Origin of the sequence: Devosia sp., assembly GCF_036676215.1 — a bacterium.
Lineage (GTDB): Bacteria > Pseudomonadota > Alphaproteobacteria > Rhizobiales > Devosiaceae > Devosia.
This window is the reverse complement of the sequence record NZ_JAKFDJ010000223.1, coordinates 1-16,753: the sequence shown is the minus strand read 5'-3', so window position 1 is coordinate 16,753 and position 16,753 is coordinate 1. Positions and strand designations below refer to the sequence as shown.

Genomic DNA, 16,753 nt, shown 5'->3' with positions numbered 1-16,753 from the left:
CCTACTTCACAAACGCCAGCTTCAGCCTGCGCAACAGCTTGTTCCTGAGCCCACCCTTGGTGCCCCGGTCATATCCCGGTTCCACCTTGTTCAGCGGGCGCTCATAGAGCAGGTAGTCTTCGCCGAAAATGTGCTGTTCCAGCGTTGCGACGTGCCTGAAACCCATGCGGTCCATGATGGCGGCTGCGGCCTCGTTGCCGGTCTTGGTATAGGTCGCGATCTTGTGGAAGCGGCCATTGTCCCAATGCGCGATGAAGGCGCGCATGGCCGACAGCGCCAGGCTCGAACGGCGGTTTTCGGGGAATACGTAGCTCCAGTAGAGCCAGAGCGTGCCCAATTCTGGGCCCGAGATCATGAAGCCGCCGGGCGTGCCCTCGCGCTGCATGATCATGACGTGGTGTGGATCGGCGTCGATCAGGCTCGCCAGATGCTCCGGGGTCAGCCGGGCGGTCTCGTAGGCCTTGAACTCGTCGCTGTAGAAGGGCGAGGTCTCGATGGCTTCGCGCAGTCGCTTATGCACCAGGCCGATATCGGCATAGCTCGCCGGCCGAATCGGCGCGGGCCGCGCCGCGGGCTGGGTGTCGCTGGTTGTGACGGCGATATCGCTCATGGCCGGCTCCCGATCCGATGAGCCAGCACCATACCAGAGTGGGCAGGGCGCCCGAAGCGTCGTGCCGCCGGGCAGTTAATGGCCGGTACCAGCAGTTACCCAATAAGTCGCAGTACCAAGCCCTTGCCCGGCGCAGGGTGGGTCACTAGAACGGAGGGCGGGAGAGATAAGGGAGGATAGTATGAGCGAGCAGCTCGTATTCCAGCCAAGTGCGGCTGCGATCGCACGCACCCACGTCACGAAGCACCAGTATGACGAGATGTATGCCCGCTCGGTCAGCGATCCGGACGGCTTCTGGGCGGAGCAGGCCAAGCGCATCGATTGGGTAAAGTTCCCGACCAAGATCAAGAACACCACGTTCCAGTACCCGGATGTGTCGATCAAGTGGTTCGAGGATGGCGTGCTCAACGTCGCTGCCAACTGCATCGACCGCCATCTCGCCAAGCATGGCGACGACGTCGCTCTCATCTGGGAGCCCGATGATCCCAACGCACCATCCGAGCACATCACCTATCGCACCCTGCATGAAAAGGTGTGCCGCTGCGCCAACGTGCTCAAGTCGCTGGGCGTGCGCAAGGGCGACCGCGTAACTATCTACCTGCCGATGATCCCCCAGGCGGCCTATGCCATGCTGGCCTGCGCACGCATCGGCGCCGTCCATTCGGTGGTTTTCGGCGGCTTCTCGCCGGACGCACTGGCCGGCCGCATCAATGACTGCGATTCCGCCGTCGTCATCACCGCCGATGAAGGCCGTCGTGGTGGCAAGGTTGTGCCGCTCAAGAAGAATGTCGACAAGGCGCTGGAAGACTGCCCGGGCGTCAGCAAGGTGCTGGTCGTGCACAATACCGGTGCGGACGTGGCCATGAAGGGCAGCCGTGACGTCTGGTGGCACGAGGCCGCTGCAGGCGTCGAGCCGTTCAACGACCCCGAGCCGATGAATGCCGAAGACCCGCTGTTCATCCTCTATACGTCCGGTTCCACCGGCAAGCCCAAGGGCGTGGTTCACACCACGGGCGGCTATATCCTCTATACGGCGCTGACGCATGAGCTGAACTTCGACTACAAGCGCGGCGACGTATTCTGGTGCACGGCGGATGTGGGCTGGGTCACCGGCCACAGCTATATCGTCTATGGGCCGCTGGCCAATGGCGCGACCTCGCTGATGTTCGAAGGCATTCCCACCTATCCCGACGCCAGCCGGCTCTGGCAGGTGGTGGAAAAGCACAAGGTCAACATCTTCCACACCGCGCCCACGGCCATTCGTGCGTTGATGGGGGCCGGGCCGCAATTCGTCGAAAAGCACGATATGCCGAGCCTGCGCCTGCTGGGCACTGTGGGCGAGCCGATCAATCCCGAAGCCTGGATATGGTATCACAGCAAGGTCGGCAAGGGCCGCTGCGAGATCGTGGACACCTGGTGGCAGACCGAAACGGGCGGCCATATGATCGCGCCATTCCCCGGCGCCATTGCCACCAAGCCGGGCTCGGCGACGGTGCCCTTCTTCGGCATCCAGCCCGAGGTGCTCTCGCCCGAGGGCCGGCTGCAGGAGCAGGCCAAGGCCGAGGGTATTCTCGCCATCAAGGACAGCTGGCCCAGCCAGGCCCGCACCATCTGGGGCGATCACGGCCGGTTCGTCTCGACCTATTTCGAGACCTACAAGGGCTACTACTTCACCGGCGATGGGTGTCGCCGCGATGAAGACGGCTATTACTGGATCACCGGTCGTGTCGACGACGTGCTCAACGTCTCCGGCCACCGCCTGGGCACCGCCGAGGTGGAAAGCGCACTGGTCAGCCACCCCAAAGTGTCCGAGGCCGCCGTCGTCGGCTATCCGCACGACCTCAAGGGGCAGGGCATCTATTGCTATGTCACCCTGATGGCAGGCGAGACCAGCAGCGACGATCTGCGGATCGAGCTCAGGAACTGGGTGCGCAAGGAAATCGGGCCAATCGCCACGCCGGACCTGATCCAGTGGGCCCCCGGCCTGCCCAAGACCCGTTCCGGCAAGATCATGCGCCGCATCCTGCGCAAGGTGGCCGAAAACGACTTCGGTTCGCTGGGCGATACCTCCACGCTGGCCGATCCGGCCGTGGTCACGGATCTGATCGAGAACCGGCAGAACCGCTAGGGATCAGCGTCTTCCGCTGACTGCGGAGCAGGCACAACGGGCTCAGTCTGGTCTCCAGACTGAGCGCCATCGTCCGCGGCCGGTGCTTCAGACAAAATATCGATGCGCGCTGTCGTGGTTGGAGCGCTACCTGGCGCGTAATGCTGCAGCACCAAATAATATGTCTCGCCTGCGGTCAGCCGCGCGTTCAGTCGCGGAAAGCCGCCCTCCCCACTATCATCGTCCGCGGCCAGTGACTCGACGTCATCACCGAACTTGCGGAAGAGCTCGCCGGTCAGGTCTGCGTCTGGTCCTGAATTGGGCACCACATCGATGACGTGAGGGCCGTCGGCTTCCGCGTCGAACTGGAAGACGGCTCCGAGCGGTGGAATGTCGACCGATTCACCGATGAACGCAGCAGGCTCTTCACGAACCAGCTGTGCGGCCGAAATCAGCTCGATCCGGGTCTCGCGCTGGACCCGCAGAATTGCGTTGCCGGCGCTGTCCAATGTGGAAGCTCGCGCGACGTAAACCTGCCCGGCTCCCACGCGGATGCTGAGTGCCGAATCGAACACGCCTGGGCCACCGTCATCGTTCTCGGCGAGTAACGTGCCCTGCTCATCGACCACCTGCAGGTATGGGTCGATCCGGTCCAGGGCGATGAGGGAAACCAGATAGTCTCCTGGCGGAAGGTCCAACAGGATGGATTCTGCCTGTTGGGAGATGGCAATGACAATCTCATCGGGGGTCGAGGTCAAGCTCCGCTCGGAGCGGCCCGCTGCGCCGATGAATATTGGCGAGGGTGTGTCTGCAGAGGCAGTGGTGACGGTGGTTGATGCGCCCTCGCAGGCCAAGCCTTCATTCTTGATGATGACCTGGCTGCCATATTGCGTGATGTCCAGTGTCTGGATGTCTCCATAGGGAAAGTCGATCAGCCCTTCGCCGGCCAGGTAGGAAATGTGCTCGGCAACCAGTTTGTTGCTGGAGTTCGTGGACAAGAGGGCGCCCTCGTTGTCCTGGCAGATATCGATGAAGAGCGGCCAGGCGCCGATGCGCTTCACCCGATCTCCGACGATATTGTAGATGACGTTGGCAATGCCTGCCTCGATTGAATTGAACAGGCTGTCGCGCTCGCCATTGGGCATGTCGCCGGTGAGATCGCGCATTCCGGGCGCGTTTTGCACGGCCGTGGCGATCTGGTTCGCCATGTCGTCCTCGACCCGCACCAGTGGCCGCTGCGGCAGGTAATCTTCCACCTTTCTGTCGCCGCCAAACATCATGGCCGAGATGCGCATCAGGTCATCCGTCGGCACGACCAGGGCTGCGATCACCACCAGGCCAAAGGCAAAGGCTAGGCTGCCGAATTCGAGACGTCCCCTGTCCTCCTGCGCCTCCAGAACCATTGTCGCGTCCTGGACTGTGTCCTGGGCCGTCGGCAGAACCATCGCGGCTGTGCGCCGCAGGGTGATGAGCACGATAATGGCGCTGACCGCCGTGAGCTTGAGCAGCAGTTCTATCGCTGCCAGCAGATAGAGGCCGTGCGCGACTTCGGCGGCCGCCATTATCGCCAGCGCAACATAGATCAGGATACCCACCGTCGCAGCGCCCGAGATGACGAAGCACGCCACGGCAGCACGATGAATGGATAGCAGATGCCGAAAGCCGCGACCGATCATCTGAGCGTTGGCGCTGCTGAGCCAGGCAAAGACAAGCGTTATGGCGATGGCGATCAGCAGTGTGTTGAGGATGCTGAGTGCCAGCGCCGGATTGCTGCCGGCCCGCCCATCTTGCGATGGCGGAGTGGCTACGACGTAGAGGGCGATGATTATCGCGGCCAGCGCCAGCGCCATGAAGACCAGTATCGCCGCGTTCTGCAGCGTCCACAGATGCCATCCGAAGCTGCCCGGCGATCGGAATTCCTCGTCACCGCGAGGCGGTTCGGGCGGCGGCGGCGTTGGACGCTCGGGTTGCTTGGGGGGTGGCGTTCGACCACGGCCACCTTCGGTCTTTACCGTATCCGCGTCGCTCATGTCCCAGCCTCCCCAATTCTGCAATAGGGGAGCACCAGTGCGACGAACAGTTAGGCCAACTACTACCAGCAGCGAGGCCAGGCCGGCCTCAAGCGCTGGAAGCATCACGGGCGGGGATCCCAAGATCCCCGCCCGATCAAGGCAACGGCTTTCATCGGCCGGAAGGTTGAAAAACGGCCAATGCTCCAAGTCGCCCCGATCACACTGGCATATTCGCCAGTGATCTACACCCCTCATCAGGGTAGTAATCGCACGCATAACGCTTGGTCATTGTTTCGGCTGCATTTGGCGGTCATCGTCGCGCAACGATTCTTCTACCGGACCTGCCCGTGACCTCTCATTTCAAATGCCTTGCCGCCGGCCTGTCCTTGCTGCTTCTGTCCGTTGCGGCCCACGCGGCTACGCTGGAGCAGATGGCCGGGCAGATGATTGTCGTTGGCTTTCAGGGTGACGACGCCGATGATGCCGATGTCGTGGCCTTGCGCGCCGAACTTTCAGCCGGGCGGCTGGGCGGGGTCATGCTGCTCAAGATCAATGTCAAAAGCCTCGATGCCGTCGGCGCCATGAATGCCGCGTTCCGTGCCGCTGCGCCGGATTTGCCGCCATTCATCACGCTGGATCAGGAGGGTGGGGCGGTCGAGCGGCTGACCAGTGAGGTCGGGTTCCGCGAAATCCCCAATGCTGCGACTGTGGCTGCCAATAACAGCCCGGAGCAGGCGGAGGCCATCTATTCGACCATGGCCGCCTCGATTGCCGAACTTGGTTTCAGCGTCAATTTCGGCCCGGTCGCCGACATCAATCTCAATCCGGACAACCAGATCATCGCCAAATTTGGCCGCGCCTTCGCCACCGACGCTGCCACTGTCGCGGCCTATGACGAGGCCTTCATCACCGCCCATCACGCCGCGGGCCTGTTGACCGCACTCAAGCATTTCCCCGGCCATGGTTCGTCGACCGGCGACAGCCACGAGGGGTTCGTCGACATCACCGAGACCTGGCAGCCCGGCGAGCTTGATCCCTATCGCACGCTGATCGCGGCGGACATGGTCGACATGGTGATGGTGGGCCACCTCTACCACGCCGACTATTCCGACGCGGGGGCGCAAACCCCGTCCTCGCTCTCCCCGCAATGGATCACCGGCGTGCTGCGCGAGGAGCTTGGCTATGACGGCGTGGTGATCAGCGATGATCTCGAAATGGGCGCCATCCGCGATCATTTCACCCTCAAGCAGACCGTCACCATGGGGGTGCGCGCCGGCATGGATGTGCTGCTGTTCTCCAACACCGCCAAATATCGCGCCAGCCTGGGCCGCGAAATTCTCGCAATCCTCTTGGCCGAAGCCGAGACTGATCCCGCCTTCGCGGCGCGGATAGAAGAAAGCTACGAGCGCATCGTGGCGCTCAAGGCGCGCATTCGCTGAGGCCGCTTCACCATTTCCTCACCGCCAAAGGTTTCCTCCGGCAACATCCGCGGATAAAGTGCGCCCACGAAGCAGGAGTCGTTGCTTGATGGCGGATGACCGCGAAGTCCGACAGGTCCGGGCGATATTTATTTCGGACGTCCATCTGGGCATGAAACCCATCCGGGTCGGGCAACTCATCGAGTTCCTGCGTGCGCATGACGCCGAGACCATCTATCTGGTCGGCGACATTGTCGATGGCTGGCGCCTGGCCAAATCCTGGCACTGGCCCAGCGAGTACAATATCCTGGTGCAGGTGCTGCTCGACAAGGCCAGTGCCGGTACGCGCGTCGTCTATCTGCCGGGCAATCACGACGAATTCCTGCGCGAATATCTCGGCACCTATTTCGGCGAGGTCGAGTTCGTCGACCGCACCGTGCATACCTCGGCCTCGGGCAAGACCTATCTCGTCATCCATGGCGATCAGTTCGACGTGGTGGTGATGAATGCCAAGTGGCTCGCCCATGTCGGGGACTGGGCCTATAACGCCGCGCTGCGCGTCAATATCGCCATCAACTGGGTCCGCCGGCGGCTCGGCCTGCAATACTGGTCGCTGTCGGCCTGGGCCAAGCAGAAGGTCAAGAATGCCGTTTCGGTCATCGGGCGTTTCGAAGAAGCCCTGGTGCACGAGGCCCGGGAATCAGGCGTCGACGGCGTCATCTGCGGCCACATCCATTTTGCCGACATGCATGACCGCCTGGGCATTCACTATATCAATACCGGCGACTGGGTGGAGAGCTGCACCGCCATTGTCGAGACCGCGGATGGCGCTTTCGAGCTGGTGAAGTGGACCGAAATGGTCGTTGGCGAACCCCGCAAGTTCCGCCTGCGACGCGCCGTAAGCTAGGGCGGCTCGCATAGGCCTCCAGGCCGTCGTCAAGCAACCGTCACGGCGCGTTCACACCACCGACTTGGACTCACGCGAATCTACCACAGCGTTTCAAGCTGTGGCGGTGCCGCCGTGTCCCCAATCCCTGCCGAAGCCTGCCGCCGCATTCTGATCGTTACCGATGCGTGGCGCCCGCAGATCAATGGCGTGGTGCGCACGCTCGAAAGCGTCGGGCGGGAACTCAGCGCTGCCGGGCACGAAGTGGCCTTCCTCACGCCGGAGCGGTTCTGGACGCTGCCGGTGCCGACCTATCCCGAGGTGCGGATTTCTATCGCCAGCTTCGGCGCCGTGTCGCGGCACATCGAGGCCGTCGAACCCTACCATATCCACATCGCCACCGAAGGGCCGCTGGGCCTGCTGGCGCGCCAATATTGCCTCAACCGGGGGCTGGGCTTTACCACCAGCTTTCACACCCGTTTCCCCGAATACCTGGCCATGCGCGTGCCGGTGCCGCAGGACTGGAGCTACGGCTATCTGCGCTGGTTCCATGCCGCGGCGGCCCGCACCATGGTGCCGACGCCGTCGTTGCGCGACGAGCTGCTGGCGCGGGGTTTTGCCGATCTGCACTTGTGGAGCCGGGGCGTCGATGGCGCGCGCTTCCGGCCGGGCGCCAAGACGCAGTTCCACGATCTGCATGGGCCGCACCTGCTGTATGTCGGTCGTGTCGCCGCTGAGAAGAATGTCGAGGCCTTTCTCGATCTCGATGTCGTCGGCACCAAGATCGTGGTTGGCGACGGTCCCGATTGTGCGCGCCTGATGAAGGCGCATCCGCAGGCAGTGTTTCTGGGCTATCGCCACGGCGAGGAGCTGGGCGAGCTCTATCGCAGCGCCGATGTGCTGGTCTTTCCCAGTCTCACCGACACGTTCGGCAATGTCATCACCGAGGCGCTGGCTTCCGGAACGCCCGTGGCGGCCTTCCCGGTTACCGGCCCGCGCGATGTGCTGAGCGACCCCAAGGCCGGGGCGCTCGACAACGACCTCGGCGTTGCCGTGACCCGGGCGTTGAAGCTGGACCGCGCCGATGCCCGCGCCCATGGCGAGCGCTTCACCTGGGCGGCCAGTGCGGCGCAGTTCCTCGGCGCGCTCGAACCGCTCCATGTGCCCATGCGGCAACTGGCGGCAACCGCCTAGTAGCAACGTTGCACAATCGGCCTTGCTTTGGCGAGCGATGCGAGTCACCAAGGCTTCCGGGCGCTGATTTGCCCGGAGTTCATTTTTCATGCCATCGGTATTATCGCGCTCGGCCAGTCCCGAGCTGCGCGCTTCTGTTTATCAGTTCACCGTCTATATCCCCGGTGGTGTGGCTTCGGTCTTCCTCGGCATCTGGCTCAACGAACACGGTCTGCCGGCCGATCAGATCGGCATCATCAACGCGTTACCGACCCTGTGCCTGCTACTGCTTAACATCATCGTCGGCCGCATTGCCGATAAGGCTGACGACTGGCGCACGGCGCTGATCGTCATCTCACTGGCGTCGGCGCTTGCGCCGCTGCCGCTTTACTTCGTATCCGAATTCTGGGGCATCCTGCTCGTCTGGGCGCTTTGCGCCACCAGCAATGGCCTGGTGGCGCCGGTCATCGACGCCGCCACGGTGCGCATGACGCGCCGCAATGGCACCGATTTCGGTGCCGTGCGGGCATGGGCCACGGTGGGTTATGTGTTTGCGGCGGCGGGGATCGGCCTTCTGCTCAACGTGCTGGGGTCGGGCGCCTTCGTCACCCTCTATGTCATTACTGTGGTGGCGCGCGCCGCGCTGGCCTATCTCCTGCCGCGGTTCCGGGCGCCGGCGCCAAAGTTGACGCTGGCCAATGTTCCGGAGCCTGTCGGTCAACGCAGCCGCCTCAAGGATTCGCTGCAACTCTGGTTCGTCCTTCCGCTGGTGGCCTTCGCGCTGGTCAATTCCAGCAATGCCGTGATCGGCAGTTTCGGCGCGCTGCTCTGGCATCAGAACGGCATTCCCACCTACTTTCTAGGCCCGCTTCTGGGCATAGCGGCGGTTGGCGAGGCCATTCTTATGTTTGGCTGGCGCCGCTTTGGTGGACGGGTCACCGCTCGCAACATGATCCTGGCAGCCGCGCTGGCCGGCCTTCTTCGCTTCACGGTGATGGCGTTCAACCCGCCCGTCGAGGTGCTGTTCCTGACACAGACCCTGCATGCCTTCAGCTTCGGCATGGGCTATTTCGGCGTCGTGCACTTCATTGCCAACTGGACCAATGAGGCCAATGCCGCCGAGGCGCAGGGCTTTGCCAATATGCTCAATATGGGTGCGGCCATGCTGGCGCTGATCGTGTTCGGCGTTCTGGTCGAGCATTTCGGCTCGTATGCCTTCTTCTATTCCACCGTCACGGCCATCGTCGCCATCGTCTGCGTGCTGGTCTCGCTGAGGATGCGCCCGCCAAAGTCGCTGGTGGGGTAGGGGCTGGGAAGCGGCTTTCGACCCCATTCCAGCCGCTAGGTCTTTGCTCTGATGAGGTCCGCTTCAGACCCGAAGCGGACGCTGGGCATCACCGGGCAAACCTTCTATCTATGGGTCTCCCCGCACACCTCTCAGCAACCCCGGACAAGGAGCCTCCTTTGGAAAACCGCACTTGGGTCGAAATTGTGCAAGCCAATGTGCAGAGATTTGGTGATCTCGTTGTCGGCATCGATCCTTCCCTTCCAGACGTTCCGCATGCCTTTGTCCGCGACGGCGGCGCAAACTGGATCGCAAATTACGTCGACTTCATCCTCGACACAGTCGAAGGCCATGTGGGCTTCGTAAAGTTTCAGTCCGCGTATTTCGAGGCGAGGGGACTGATCGGCCTCAACGCGTTGTCTGTCGCGATGCATCGCGCCAAAGCGGCCGGCATGGGCGTCATTCTCGATGCCAAGCGCGGAGATATCGGCGCAACGGCGACAGCGTATGCCCAAGCATATCTCGCGCCGGCCTCAGCCGGTGGCAGCGGCGATTTCGAAGCCGACTGCCTGACCATCAATCCGTTGATGGGCCCCGACACCCTGGCGCCATTCGTCGACTGCGCGGGCCAATTTGGCAAAGGCCTCTTCGTTCTCTGTCGGACCTCGAACCCCGGAGCAGGCTGGATCCAGGACAAGATGGCTGGAAACAGGCTGATCTCCGACCACGTCGCCGATCTCATCGCGGCGCTTGCGATCGGCGAGCAGCACTCGTTAAGTCCCTTTGGCGCGGTCATCGGCGCAACTGTTCCGCAAGAGGGGCGCCGCCTGCGGCAGCTGTTGCCTCGCTCCATCATCCTGGCACCAGGTCTTGGCGCTCAGGGCGGGGACGTTACTGCCATCCATTCGCTGCGCGGTTCGCGCATCGGCGATCTGTTAGTCCCTGTCTCGCGCGGACTGACCCGTGTTGACGATCGGGATGTTCCGCTGGACGTCTATCGCTCCACGATCCTGGAACGGGTCGGCCAATTTCGAACCGCGATCGCCTACGACTACAATGAGACGCAGGCCGCCGTCGGGTAAGCCCCCGCTCAATCGCTCCTGCCGCCACGCCTCGCGGGCGAGTCGAAAATTTCACCGCCGCGATTCGCATGACTGAAATCGTCATCGGTCATTCGAGCCCTTAGCGCACGTTCCCAAGTTCTGCTGTGTCGAGCCAGGTCTCCAAATTTGCATTACTGACAATTCGGATCGGTCTGCCCAATGCCAGCAAAGCCAGCACCCCAGTTGCGCATGCTGAGGAGAACCGACTCGAGCGAACGGCCTAGATCGGTCAGTTCATATTCTACTCGTGGTGGCACTTCCGGATATACAATGCGATTGATGACCCCATCCCGCTCCAGCTCTCGCAACTGGAGCGTCACCATGCGCGCGGTTGCGTTGGGGACCATGCGACACAGGGCATTGAAGCGCAATTTGCCATTGAGCAGGTGAAACAGGATCACCGGCTTCCACAACCCTCCGATGACCGAGAGCGTCACCTCCACGGCGCATCCGGTGCGTTCGGCACGTCGACGAGGGCGGGTTTGGATAGGGGTGCTATCATTCATGATAGTACATGTTCTCTTTGTACGTACTGTTCTCAGACGTATCAAACCTCTAACTTCGATGTGAAGCAAGAGGATCGTTCCATGAAAGCTGCTTGGTACTCAAAAAATGGCCCCGCTCGCGAGGTTCTTGAAATTGGCGACTTGTCGGATCCGACGCCTGGTCCGGGCGAAGTTCTGGTTCGCGTCCGTGCCTCGGGCGTCAACCCATCCGATACCAAGAGTCGCGGTGGTCGCGGCATGGCGTTTCCGCGGGTCGTTCCCAATCAGGATGGCGCTGGGGAAATTGTCGGCGTCGGCTCCCCCGAGCTCGAAAGCCGCATCGGCGAACGCGTCTGGTTCTATGAATCCACGCTGGGCCGCTGGAACGGCTCGGCCGCCGAATTCACGACCGTGCCGGCATACAAGGCGGTGCGCCTGCCGGATGGCGTGAGCTTCGAGGAAGGTGCGTGTTTGGGTATTCCGGCCATGACCGCCTGGCGCTGCGTGTTTGCCGACGGTCCAGTCGATGGCAAGACCGTTCTGGTTTCGGGCGGCGCCGGGGCCGTCGGCCGGTACGCAATCCAGTTCGCCAAGCTGGGCGGCGCCAGGGTCATTGCCACGGTTGGTAACGCCGAGGCTGCAGCATCCGCATCGACGGCGGGGGCGGACCTTGTTCTCAATCGTCATGTCGACGATTTGGCAACGGCAATAGGCGGGTTCACAGGCGATGCCAATGGCCGTGGCGTTGACCGCTTTGTTGAAGTCGCGTTCGGCGCCAATCTTGAGCTGATCATCAAAACGATCTCGCCAAATGGTGTCGTCGCCAGCTATGCCAGCGATGCGGTGCCCGAGCCAAAGCTTCCGTTCTGGCCCCTGGTGATGCTCGACGTCACCATACGCTTTGTGCTGGTTTACGTGATGCCCAAGCAGGCCCATCTGGAAGCGGCCGAGGCCATCAATTCGGCGCTTGAGGCGAAGCAGTTGACTCATCAGATTGGCCGAACGCTGCCGCTTGCCTCCATCGTAGAAGCACATGAAGCTGTCGAGCGCGGAGATCTGGGTAAGACGATTTTGGTCCTACCATAAGCTAGAATTTGGCAGAGCCGAAGGTGGGATGGACGTTCGACCCGACCCGAATTTCGGCTCTTCCACGCTGTATCAAGACAGGTACTGCGGAGTGTTTAGTGTCCGCTTTCACGAACTGCCATCGAAAAGCGGACAGGCCGCATTCCACCCATTCCAGCCAGTCACACTACGAACTCAAGAACAAAAGGCCCCGGACTGTTCCGGGGCCTCTTTTGCATTCATCATGCGGCAATCAGTTCAGCCGGCCACTCGCATGGGCGAGGGTGGTGTAAACCTTGCCGCGATCGGAGAGCAGGTATTCGCGCGTCTCGGCGGCCGGGTTGGCGCCGGCGGCGGCGCGCTTCAGCAGCTGCTCGAATTCCGACATATAGGCCTGCGCCGTGCGGGCGAAGTCGGGCTCGCGCTGCAGCTTCTTGCGCACTTCGTCATAGGTGCCCTGACCAGCCAAAGTGTAGATGCGGCGCGAGAACACGTTGGATTCGCCAGCCTGGTAGCGGGCCCAGGCGTCGGCCAGCGCATTGTCGTCGATGGCGCGGGCGATTTCTTCGGTCAGGCCGGAGAGGCCCGACTGCTGCGGCTGCGGCTGGCTGCCCTGCTGCTTGGCGGTGGCGTTGCGCAGCACGTCACGCAGCCATCCGCCTTCGCCCGCTGCGACAGGCGCGGCCTCGGCCACTGCGGCTGGCTCGGCATGGCGGACCGGCTCGGGCGCGCGGAACGGTTCGGGCTGGCGCTCGATGGTGCGGATCGGGTCGACCAGCGTCTGGCGGGCCGGCTCGGCACGATAGGTTTCGCGAGCCGGTTCGGGCTGGCGCGGCGGCTGGTAGGCCGGGGCCTCATTGCGCGGCTCGGACCGCAGGGCAGGGCGCTGCGGGCGGCGATCGTTGAGGTCATGCGTTGCCGGCTGGCTGCGCACGATGGCGTTGAGTTCGCTGAGCGCTTCGATCTGCTCGGCCACGACACGGCGCATGGCTGCAGCGCTGGCGCGGGTCTCCTCGGGCAGTTCGTTGACGCCGCGGGCCAGCTCGGCCCTTGTGGCTTCCAGCTCGCTGCCCACTTCGCGGGCCGTCTCGCGCATGGCGCGGGCGGTGTCGTTGAAGCGCAGGGTGGCTTCCTCAATGGCGCGCTGCATTTCCTCGGCCATCTGCTGCTGGGCCTGCTGCAGGGCGGCCGTGGCGCGGCGACCTTCGGCATCGGCGGCCAGACGGAAGTCGCCCATTTTTCCGGAGACTTCGCCCGTGGTCTCGTCCAGCGCGCGGCGGAACGTACCGGCATTGGCGGCAACGGCGTTGCGCACCGAGGCGGAGCTGTCGTTGATGGTGTCTGCCAGCGTGCTGGTGGTCGAGTTGAGCACGTCGGTCACGCTGCCAGCGGTGGAAGCCAGCACGTCGCTGACATGGCTGGCATTGTCCTCGAGCGCCAGGCGCACCGAGGATGCGGTCTTGTTGAGCGCGGCGGCAGCCGCGTCGGCAGCGCGCTGCACGGCGCTGTCCACCTGGTTGGCATTGCTCTGCAGCGCCTCGGTGACCGTGCTGGTGGAGGCCTCGATGGTTTCGACAATGGTGCCCGTGGTGGCGGACAGTGCCTCATCCATGGCGCGGCGGGCGCCGATCAGGCGGCGCTCGGTGTCGTTGACGGTGTCGGCGATCGACTGGGCAAACATGCGCATGCGGCCATCGATATCGTCGGCGCGGGCGGCAAAGCTCTGGGCCAGGGCGTCCATGGCGCCGCGGCGGTCTTCGAGGGTTTGCAGGGCGCCGTCGCTGGTGGTCGCCAGGGCGGTCGAGGCCTGGGCCATCTGCTCGGCTTCGACGTCCAGGCGCCCGAGTACGGTCGAGAACTCGTCGACCATGCTGCGGATGGTGGTCTGCAGGGCGCCGACATGCTGGCTGACCATGGCGCCAGCCTGCTCAGTCTGGCCGATCGCGTCGCGCACGGTGCTGGAATAGGTGGCGGTCTGTTGGGCGACGCTGGTTTCCAGGTTCGCCAGATTGGCCGTCGAGGCATCGAGCACGCGCTGCAGCAGCAGGTTGGAGTCGTTGAGCTTGCCCAGCGCAGAGGTGACGTCGGTGAGGATGCGCGAGGTGGAAACGGCCATGATGGCTTCGGCTTCCTTGGCATTCTCGCCCAGCGCATCACGCAGCAGATTGCCGTGGCTCATCAGGGCGCCCTGCAACTGCTCGGACTTCTCGGTCACGAGGGTTGCGAAGGCATTGGTATGCTGTTCCACCGAGCGGTTGATGTCGCTGAGACGCGTTTCGATACTGTCGACCGCGCCCACGGCCTTGACCGTCAGCAGATGGTCGATATCGGTCGCGGCCACGCGGATCTGCTCCAGCGCGGTGCGTACGGCGCTGTCCATGTGATTGGCCGTGTTGGTGATGTCCGACACGATGGTCTGGCTTGCCGCGTTGATGCGGGTGGCGATGGTTTCCTCGATGCGGTCGGCGCCGGCTTCCAGATCCGTCATGGATTGGGTGATCGAGGTATTGATCGAGGCGTTGAGCGCGGCCAGGCGCTCTGCGGTGATGTCGGCGCGGGCAGTGATGGCCTCGGGTAGGGTACCCAGGCGCTGGTCCACCATTTCGGTGATGGCGTCGCGTGCCGAGTTGACGCCGGTCTCAATGAGACTGGCGGCCCGGCGGGCGCTTTCGCTGACGGAGGTACTGGCCGAGTCGATACGGGCCGTGACGCCATGTTCGGCGTCCGACAGGCGGGCGATGGCGCTGTCGAGGCCCTGGCCGAGATTGCTGTTGAGCTCGGCCACCTTGTCGGCGATCAGCGTGGACATCGAGGTCACGCGCTGGCCCATATTGTCGGTGGCCTCGCGCAGCGAGCCGTCGATCTTGGCGCGCGCTTCCTCGCCCTGCAGGGCAAGGGTGTCGGCAAGTTCGGCCGTCCGCAGCCCGATCGTCTCGCCGATCGAGGCGGTGTGGGTCTCGAGTGTGTCGGACAGGGCCTGGGTGCGCTGGCCGAGCGCTTCGGACAGCTGCAGAGTGCGCGTCCCGACGGCCTGTGCCAGCTGAGCGGTGCCGCCATCAAGGGCAGACCGCAGCTCGATGGAGCGGGCGTCGAGTTCGCCGGTCAGCGTGCCGGTGCGTTCCTCGATCTGGGTGACCAGCAAAGTGGTGCGTTCGTCGAGCTGGCTGGCCAGGGTGCCGGTGCGCGAGTCGATCTCGAGCGACAGCGCGGTGGTCTTTTCCGACAGCGTGTCGGCGAGCCGCTGGGTTCGTCCGGCGATGGCCTGATCGAAGGCGCCGGTGCTGGTGGTCAGGGCCTCGCCCAGTTCCTCGCTGCGGGCGCGGATCGTGTCGCTCAATTCCTTGGTGCGGCCATCCAGCGCTTCGGCGATGATGCCGGCATGGCCTTCCAGCGATTCCGAGATTTCCCGCGTACGGTGGCTGAGGCTTTCGGTAATGGCCTTGGTGCGTGCGCCCAGCACTTCGCCCATCTCGCGGGTGCGCTCGGCAACCACGTCGTTGAAGCGTCCGGACTCTTCGTTGAGTGCCATTTCGAGCACATTGGCCCGGGCGGCAAAGCTGGTGCCCTGCTGTTCAAGCCGGGCGATCAGCGCGTCGCCCTTGTCGCCGATGACATCGTCCAGCGTATGCAGGCGCGTGTCGAGAATGGTGGCGATTTCGGTCAGGCGCGCATCGAACTGGCCCAGCGAGTCCTGGCCGGCCGTTGCCAGCGTGATGCGGGCACGTTCGGAGGTGTCGTCCAGCGCGCCATTGATCTCGATCACGGCCGATTGCAGGCGGCTGTCCATCGCGTTGAGCTGGATGGAGACGGATTCGTCGAGCTGGCGGGTCAGCGCACTGAGCAGCACTTCGGCCTCGCGTGAGCGGGCGGAGATGTCTTCGGCAATGCGCTGGCCGATCATGTCCAGCCCGCCGGTTACTTCGTGGCCACGGTCGCGCAACTGGTCGAGCAGCGAAGTGCCACCATCGGTCAGCAGCGTGGAGAGAGCCGCGGTGCGCTCGTCGAGCGCGGAGGCCAATTCGCCGCTGCGCGATTCGATCAGTCCAGCGATGGCCTGAGTGCGGTCCTCGAACGACCCGGTGAGGGCGGCGGTGCGCTCCTCGATGGCCTGGGTGCGCGAGTCGATGGCGCTGGCGATGGAGGTCGAATGGGCGTCCAGCGCATCGGTCAGCGACGCGATGCGGCTCTCGACGCCGCCATTGAGATCGGCGGCACGCTCGTCGAGCGTGCGGGCCATGGTGGCGGTCTGGTCGTCGAAGGTCAGCGACAGGCGGCTGGCGCTCTCGTCGAGGGCGCCGATGAAGTCGGTGGTGCGATTGTCCACCAGCGACACAAAGGTCTCGGTGCGCTCGCCGAAGGTGTTGGTCAGCGTATTGCCGGCCGTCTCCAGCGCGCGCGTCAGGCTGCCGCCGCTTTCCACGATGGTGCCGGCAATGCGCTGGCTGATCATGTCGAGGTCGAACACCAGGCCGGTATGGCTCTCGGTGATGGCTTCGCGGACCCGCTCGGTATTGGTCAGCACGCTTTCGCGCTGGCTGGCCAGTTCGGCGATCAGTGCGCGCATGCGCGATTCATTGTCCGAATAGGTGCGTTCGAGCGCGGTGACCTC

Annotated in this window: 11 protein-coding genes; 7 read left to right on the top strand and 4 right to left on the bottom strand. The window is 63.6% G+C overall.

What is annotated here, in order from left to right:
- Nucleotide 1: 1 nt before the first annotated feature.
- A complete protein-coding gene (locus tag V6M52_RS18400; protein ID WP_332687880.1) occupies nucleotides 2–610 on the bottom strand; it encodes a GNAT family N-acetyltransferase in 609 nt (202 codons plus the stop codon).
- A gap of 181 nt (nucleotides 611–791) precedes the next feature.
- Between V6M52_RS18400 and acs the strand changes: the two genes are divergently transcribed.
- The gene (acs, locus tag V6M52_RS18395) at nucleotides 792–2,738 is read left to right on the top strand and encodes an acetate--CoA ligase (RefSeq protein ID WP_332702395.1); all 1,947 of its coding nucleotides are present in this window, start codon (nucleotides 792–794) and stop codon (nucleotides 2,736–2,738) included.
- Here the strand turns inward: acs and V6M52_RS18390 are convergent.
- Nucleotides 2,735–4,936, bottom strand: a complete 2,202-nt coding sequence (locus V6M52_RS18390) for a hypothetical protein (protein ID WP_332702393.1) — start codon at nucleotides 4,934–4,936, stop codon at nucleotides 2,735–2,737. The genes acs and V6M52_RS18390 overlap by 4 nt on opposite strands.
- A gap of 140 nt (nucleotides 4,937–5,076) precedes the next feature.
- Here V6M52_RS18390 and V6M52_RS18385 point away from each other — a divergent pair, with 140 nt between their 5' ends.
- The 5 genes from V6M52_RS18385 (at nucleotide 5,077) to pyrF (ending at nucleotide 10,573) form a co-directional block, all read left to right on the top strand.
- Nucleotides 5,077–6,168: a glycoside hydrolase family 3 N-terminal domain-containing protein gene (locus tag V6M52_RS18385; protein WP_332702391.1), complete on the top strand. Its 1,092-nt coding sequence runs from the start codon at nucleotides 5,077–5,079 to the stop codon at nucleotides 6,166–6,168.
- Nucleotides 6,169–6,256: 88 nt separating this feature from the next.
- Nucleotides 6,257–7,054 carry a UDP-2,3-diacylglucosamine diphosphatase gene (locus tag V6M52_RS18380; RefSeq protein ID WP_332687884.1) on the top strand — a complete coding sequence of 266 codons (798 nt, stop codon included), beginning with the start codon at nucleotides 6,257–6,259 and terminating at the stop codon, nucleotides 7,052–7,054.
- Between the two features lie 114 nt (nucleotides 7,055–7,168).
- On the top strand, nucleotides 7,169–8,227 hold the full coding sequence (locus V6M52_RS18375) for a glycosyltransferase family 4 protein (RefSeq protein WP_332702389.1): 1,059 nt from the start codon (nucleotides 7,169–7,171) through the stop codon (nucleotides 8,225–8,227).
- Between the two features lie 88 nt (nucleotides 8,228–8,315).
- Nucleotides 8,316–9,512 carry an MFS transporter gene (locus V6M52_RS18370; RefSeq protein ID WP_332702387.1) on the top strand — a complete coding sequence of 399 codons (1,197 nt, stop codon included), beginning with the start codon at nucleotides 8,316–8,318 and terminating at the stop codon, nucleotides 9,510–9,512.
- A gap of 158 nt (nucleotides 9,513–9,670) precedes the next feature.
- Nucleotides 9,671–10,573 carry an orotidine-5'-phosphate decarboxylase gene (pyrF, locus tag V6M52_RS18365; protein ID WP_332702385.1) on the top strand — a complete coding sequence of 301 codons (903 nt, stop codon included), beginning with the start codon at nucleotides 9,671–9,673 and terminating at the stop codon, nucleotides 10,571–10,573.
- Nucleotides 10,574–10,725: 152 nt separating this feature from the next.
- On the opposite strand, the gene V6M52_RS18360 is transcribed toward pyrF, so the two are convergent.
- Nucleotides 10,726–11,100 (bottom strand): winged helix-turn-helix transcriptional regulator, encoded by a 375-nt coding sequence (locus V6M52_RS18360; protein WP_332702383.1) that lies wholly within the window; start codon nucleotides 11,098–11,100, stop codon nucleotides 10,726–10,728.
- Nucleotides 11,101–11,160: 60 nt separating this feature from the next.
- Between V6M52_RS18360 and V6M52_RS18355 the strand changes: the two genes are divergently transcribed.
- A complete protein-coding gene (locus tag V6M52_RS18355; RefSeq protein ID WP_332702381.1) occupies nucleotides 11,161–12,165 on the top strand; it encodes an NADPH:quinone reductase in 1,005 nt (334 codons plus the stop codon).
- Between the two features lie 232 nt (nucleotides 12,166–12,397).
- On the opposite strand, the gene V6M52_RS18350 is transcribed toward V6M52_RS18355, so the two are convergent.
- Nucleotides 12,398–16,753, bottom strand: a 4,356-nt coding sequence (locus tag V6M52_RS18350) for a hypothetical protein (protein WP_332702379.1), incomplete at its 5' end; no start/stop codon positions are given.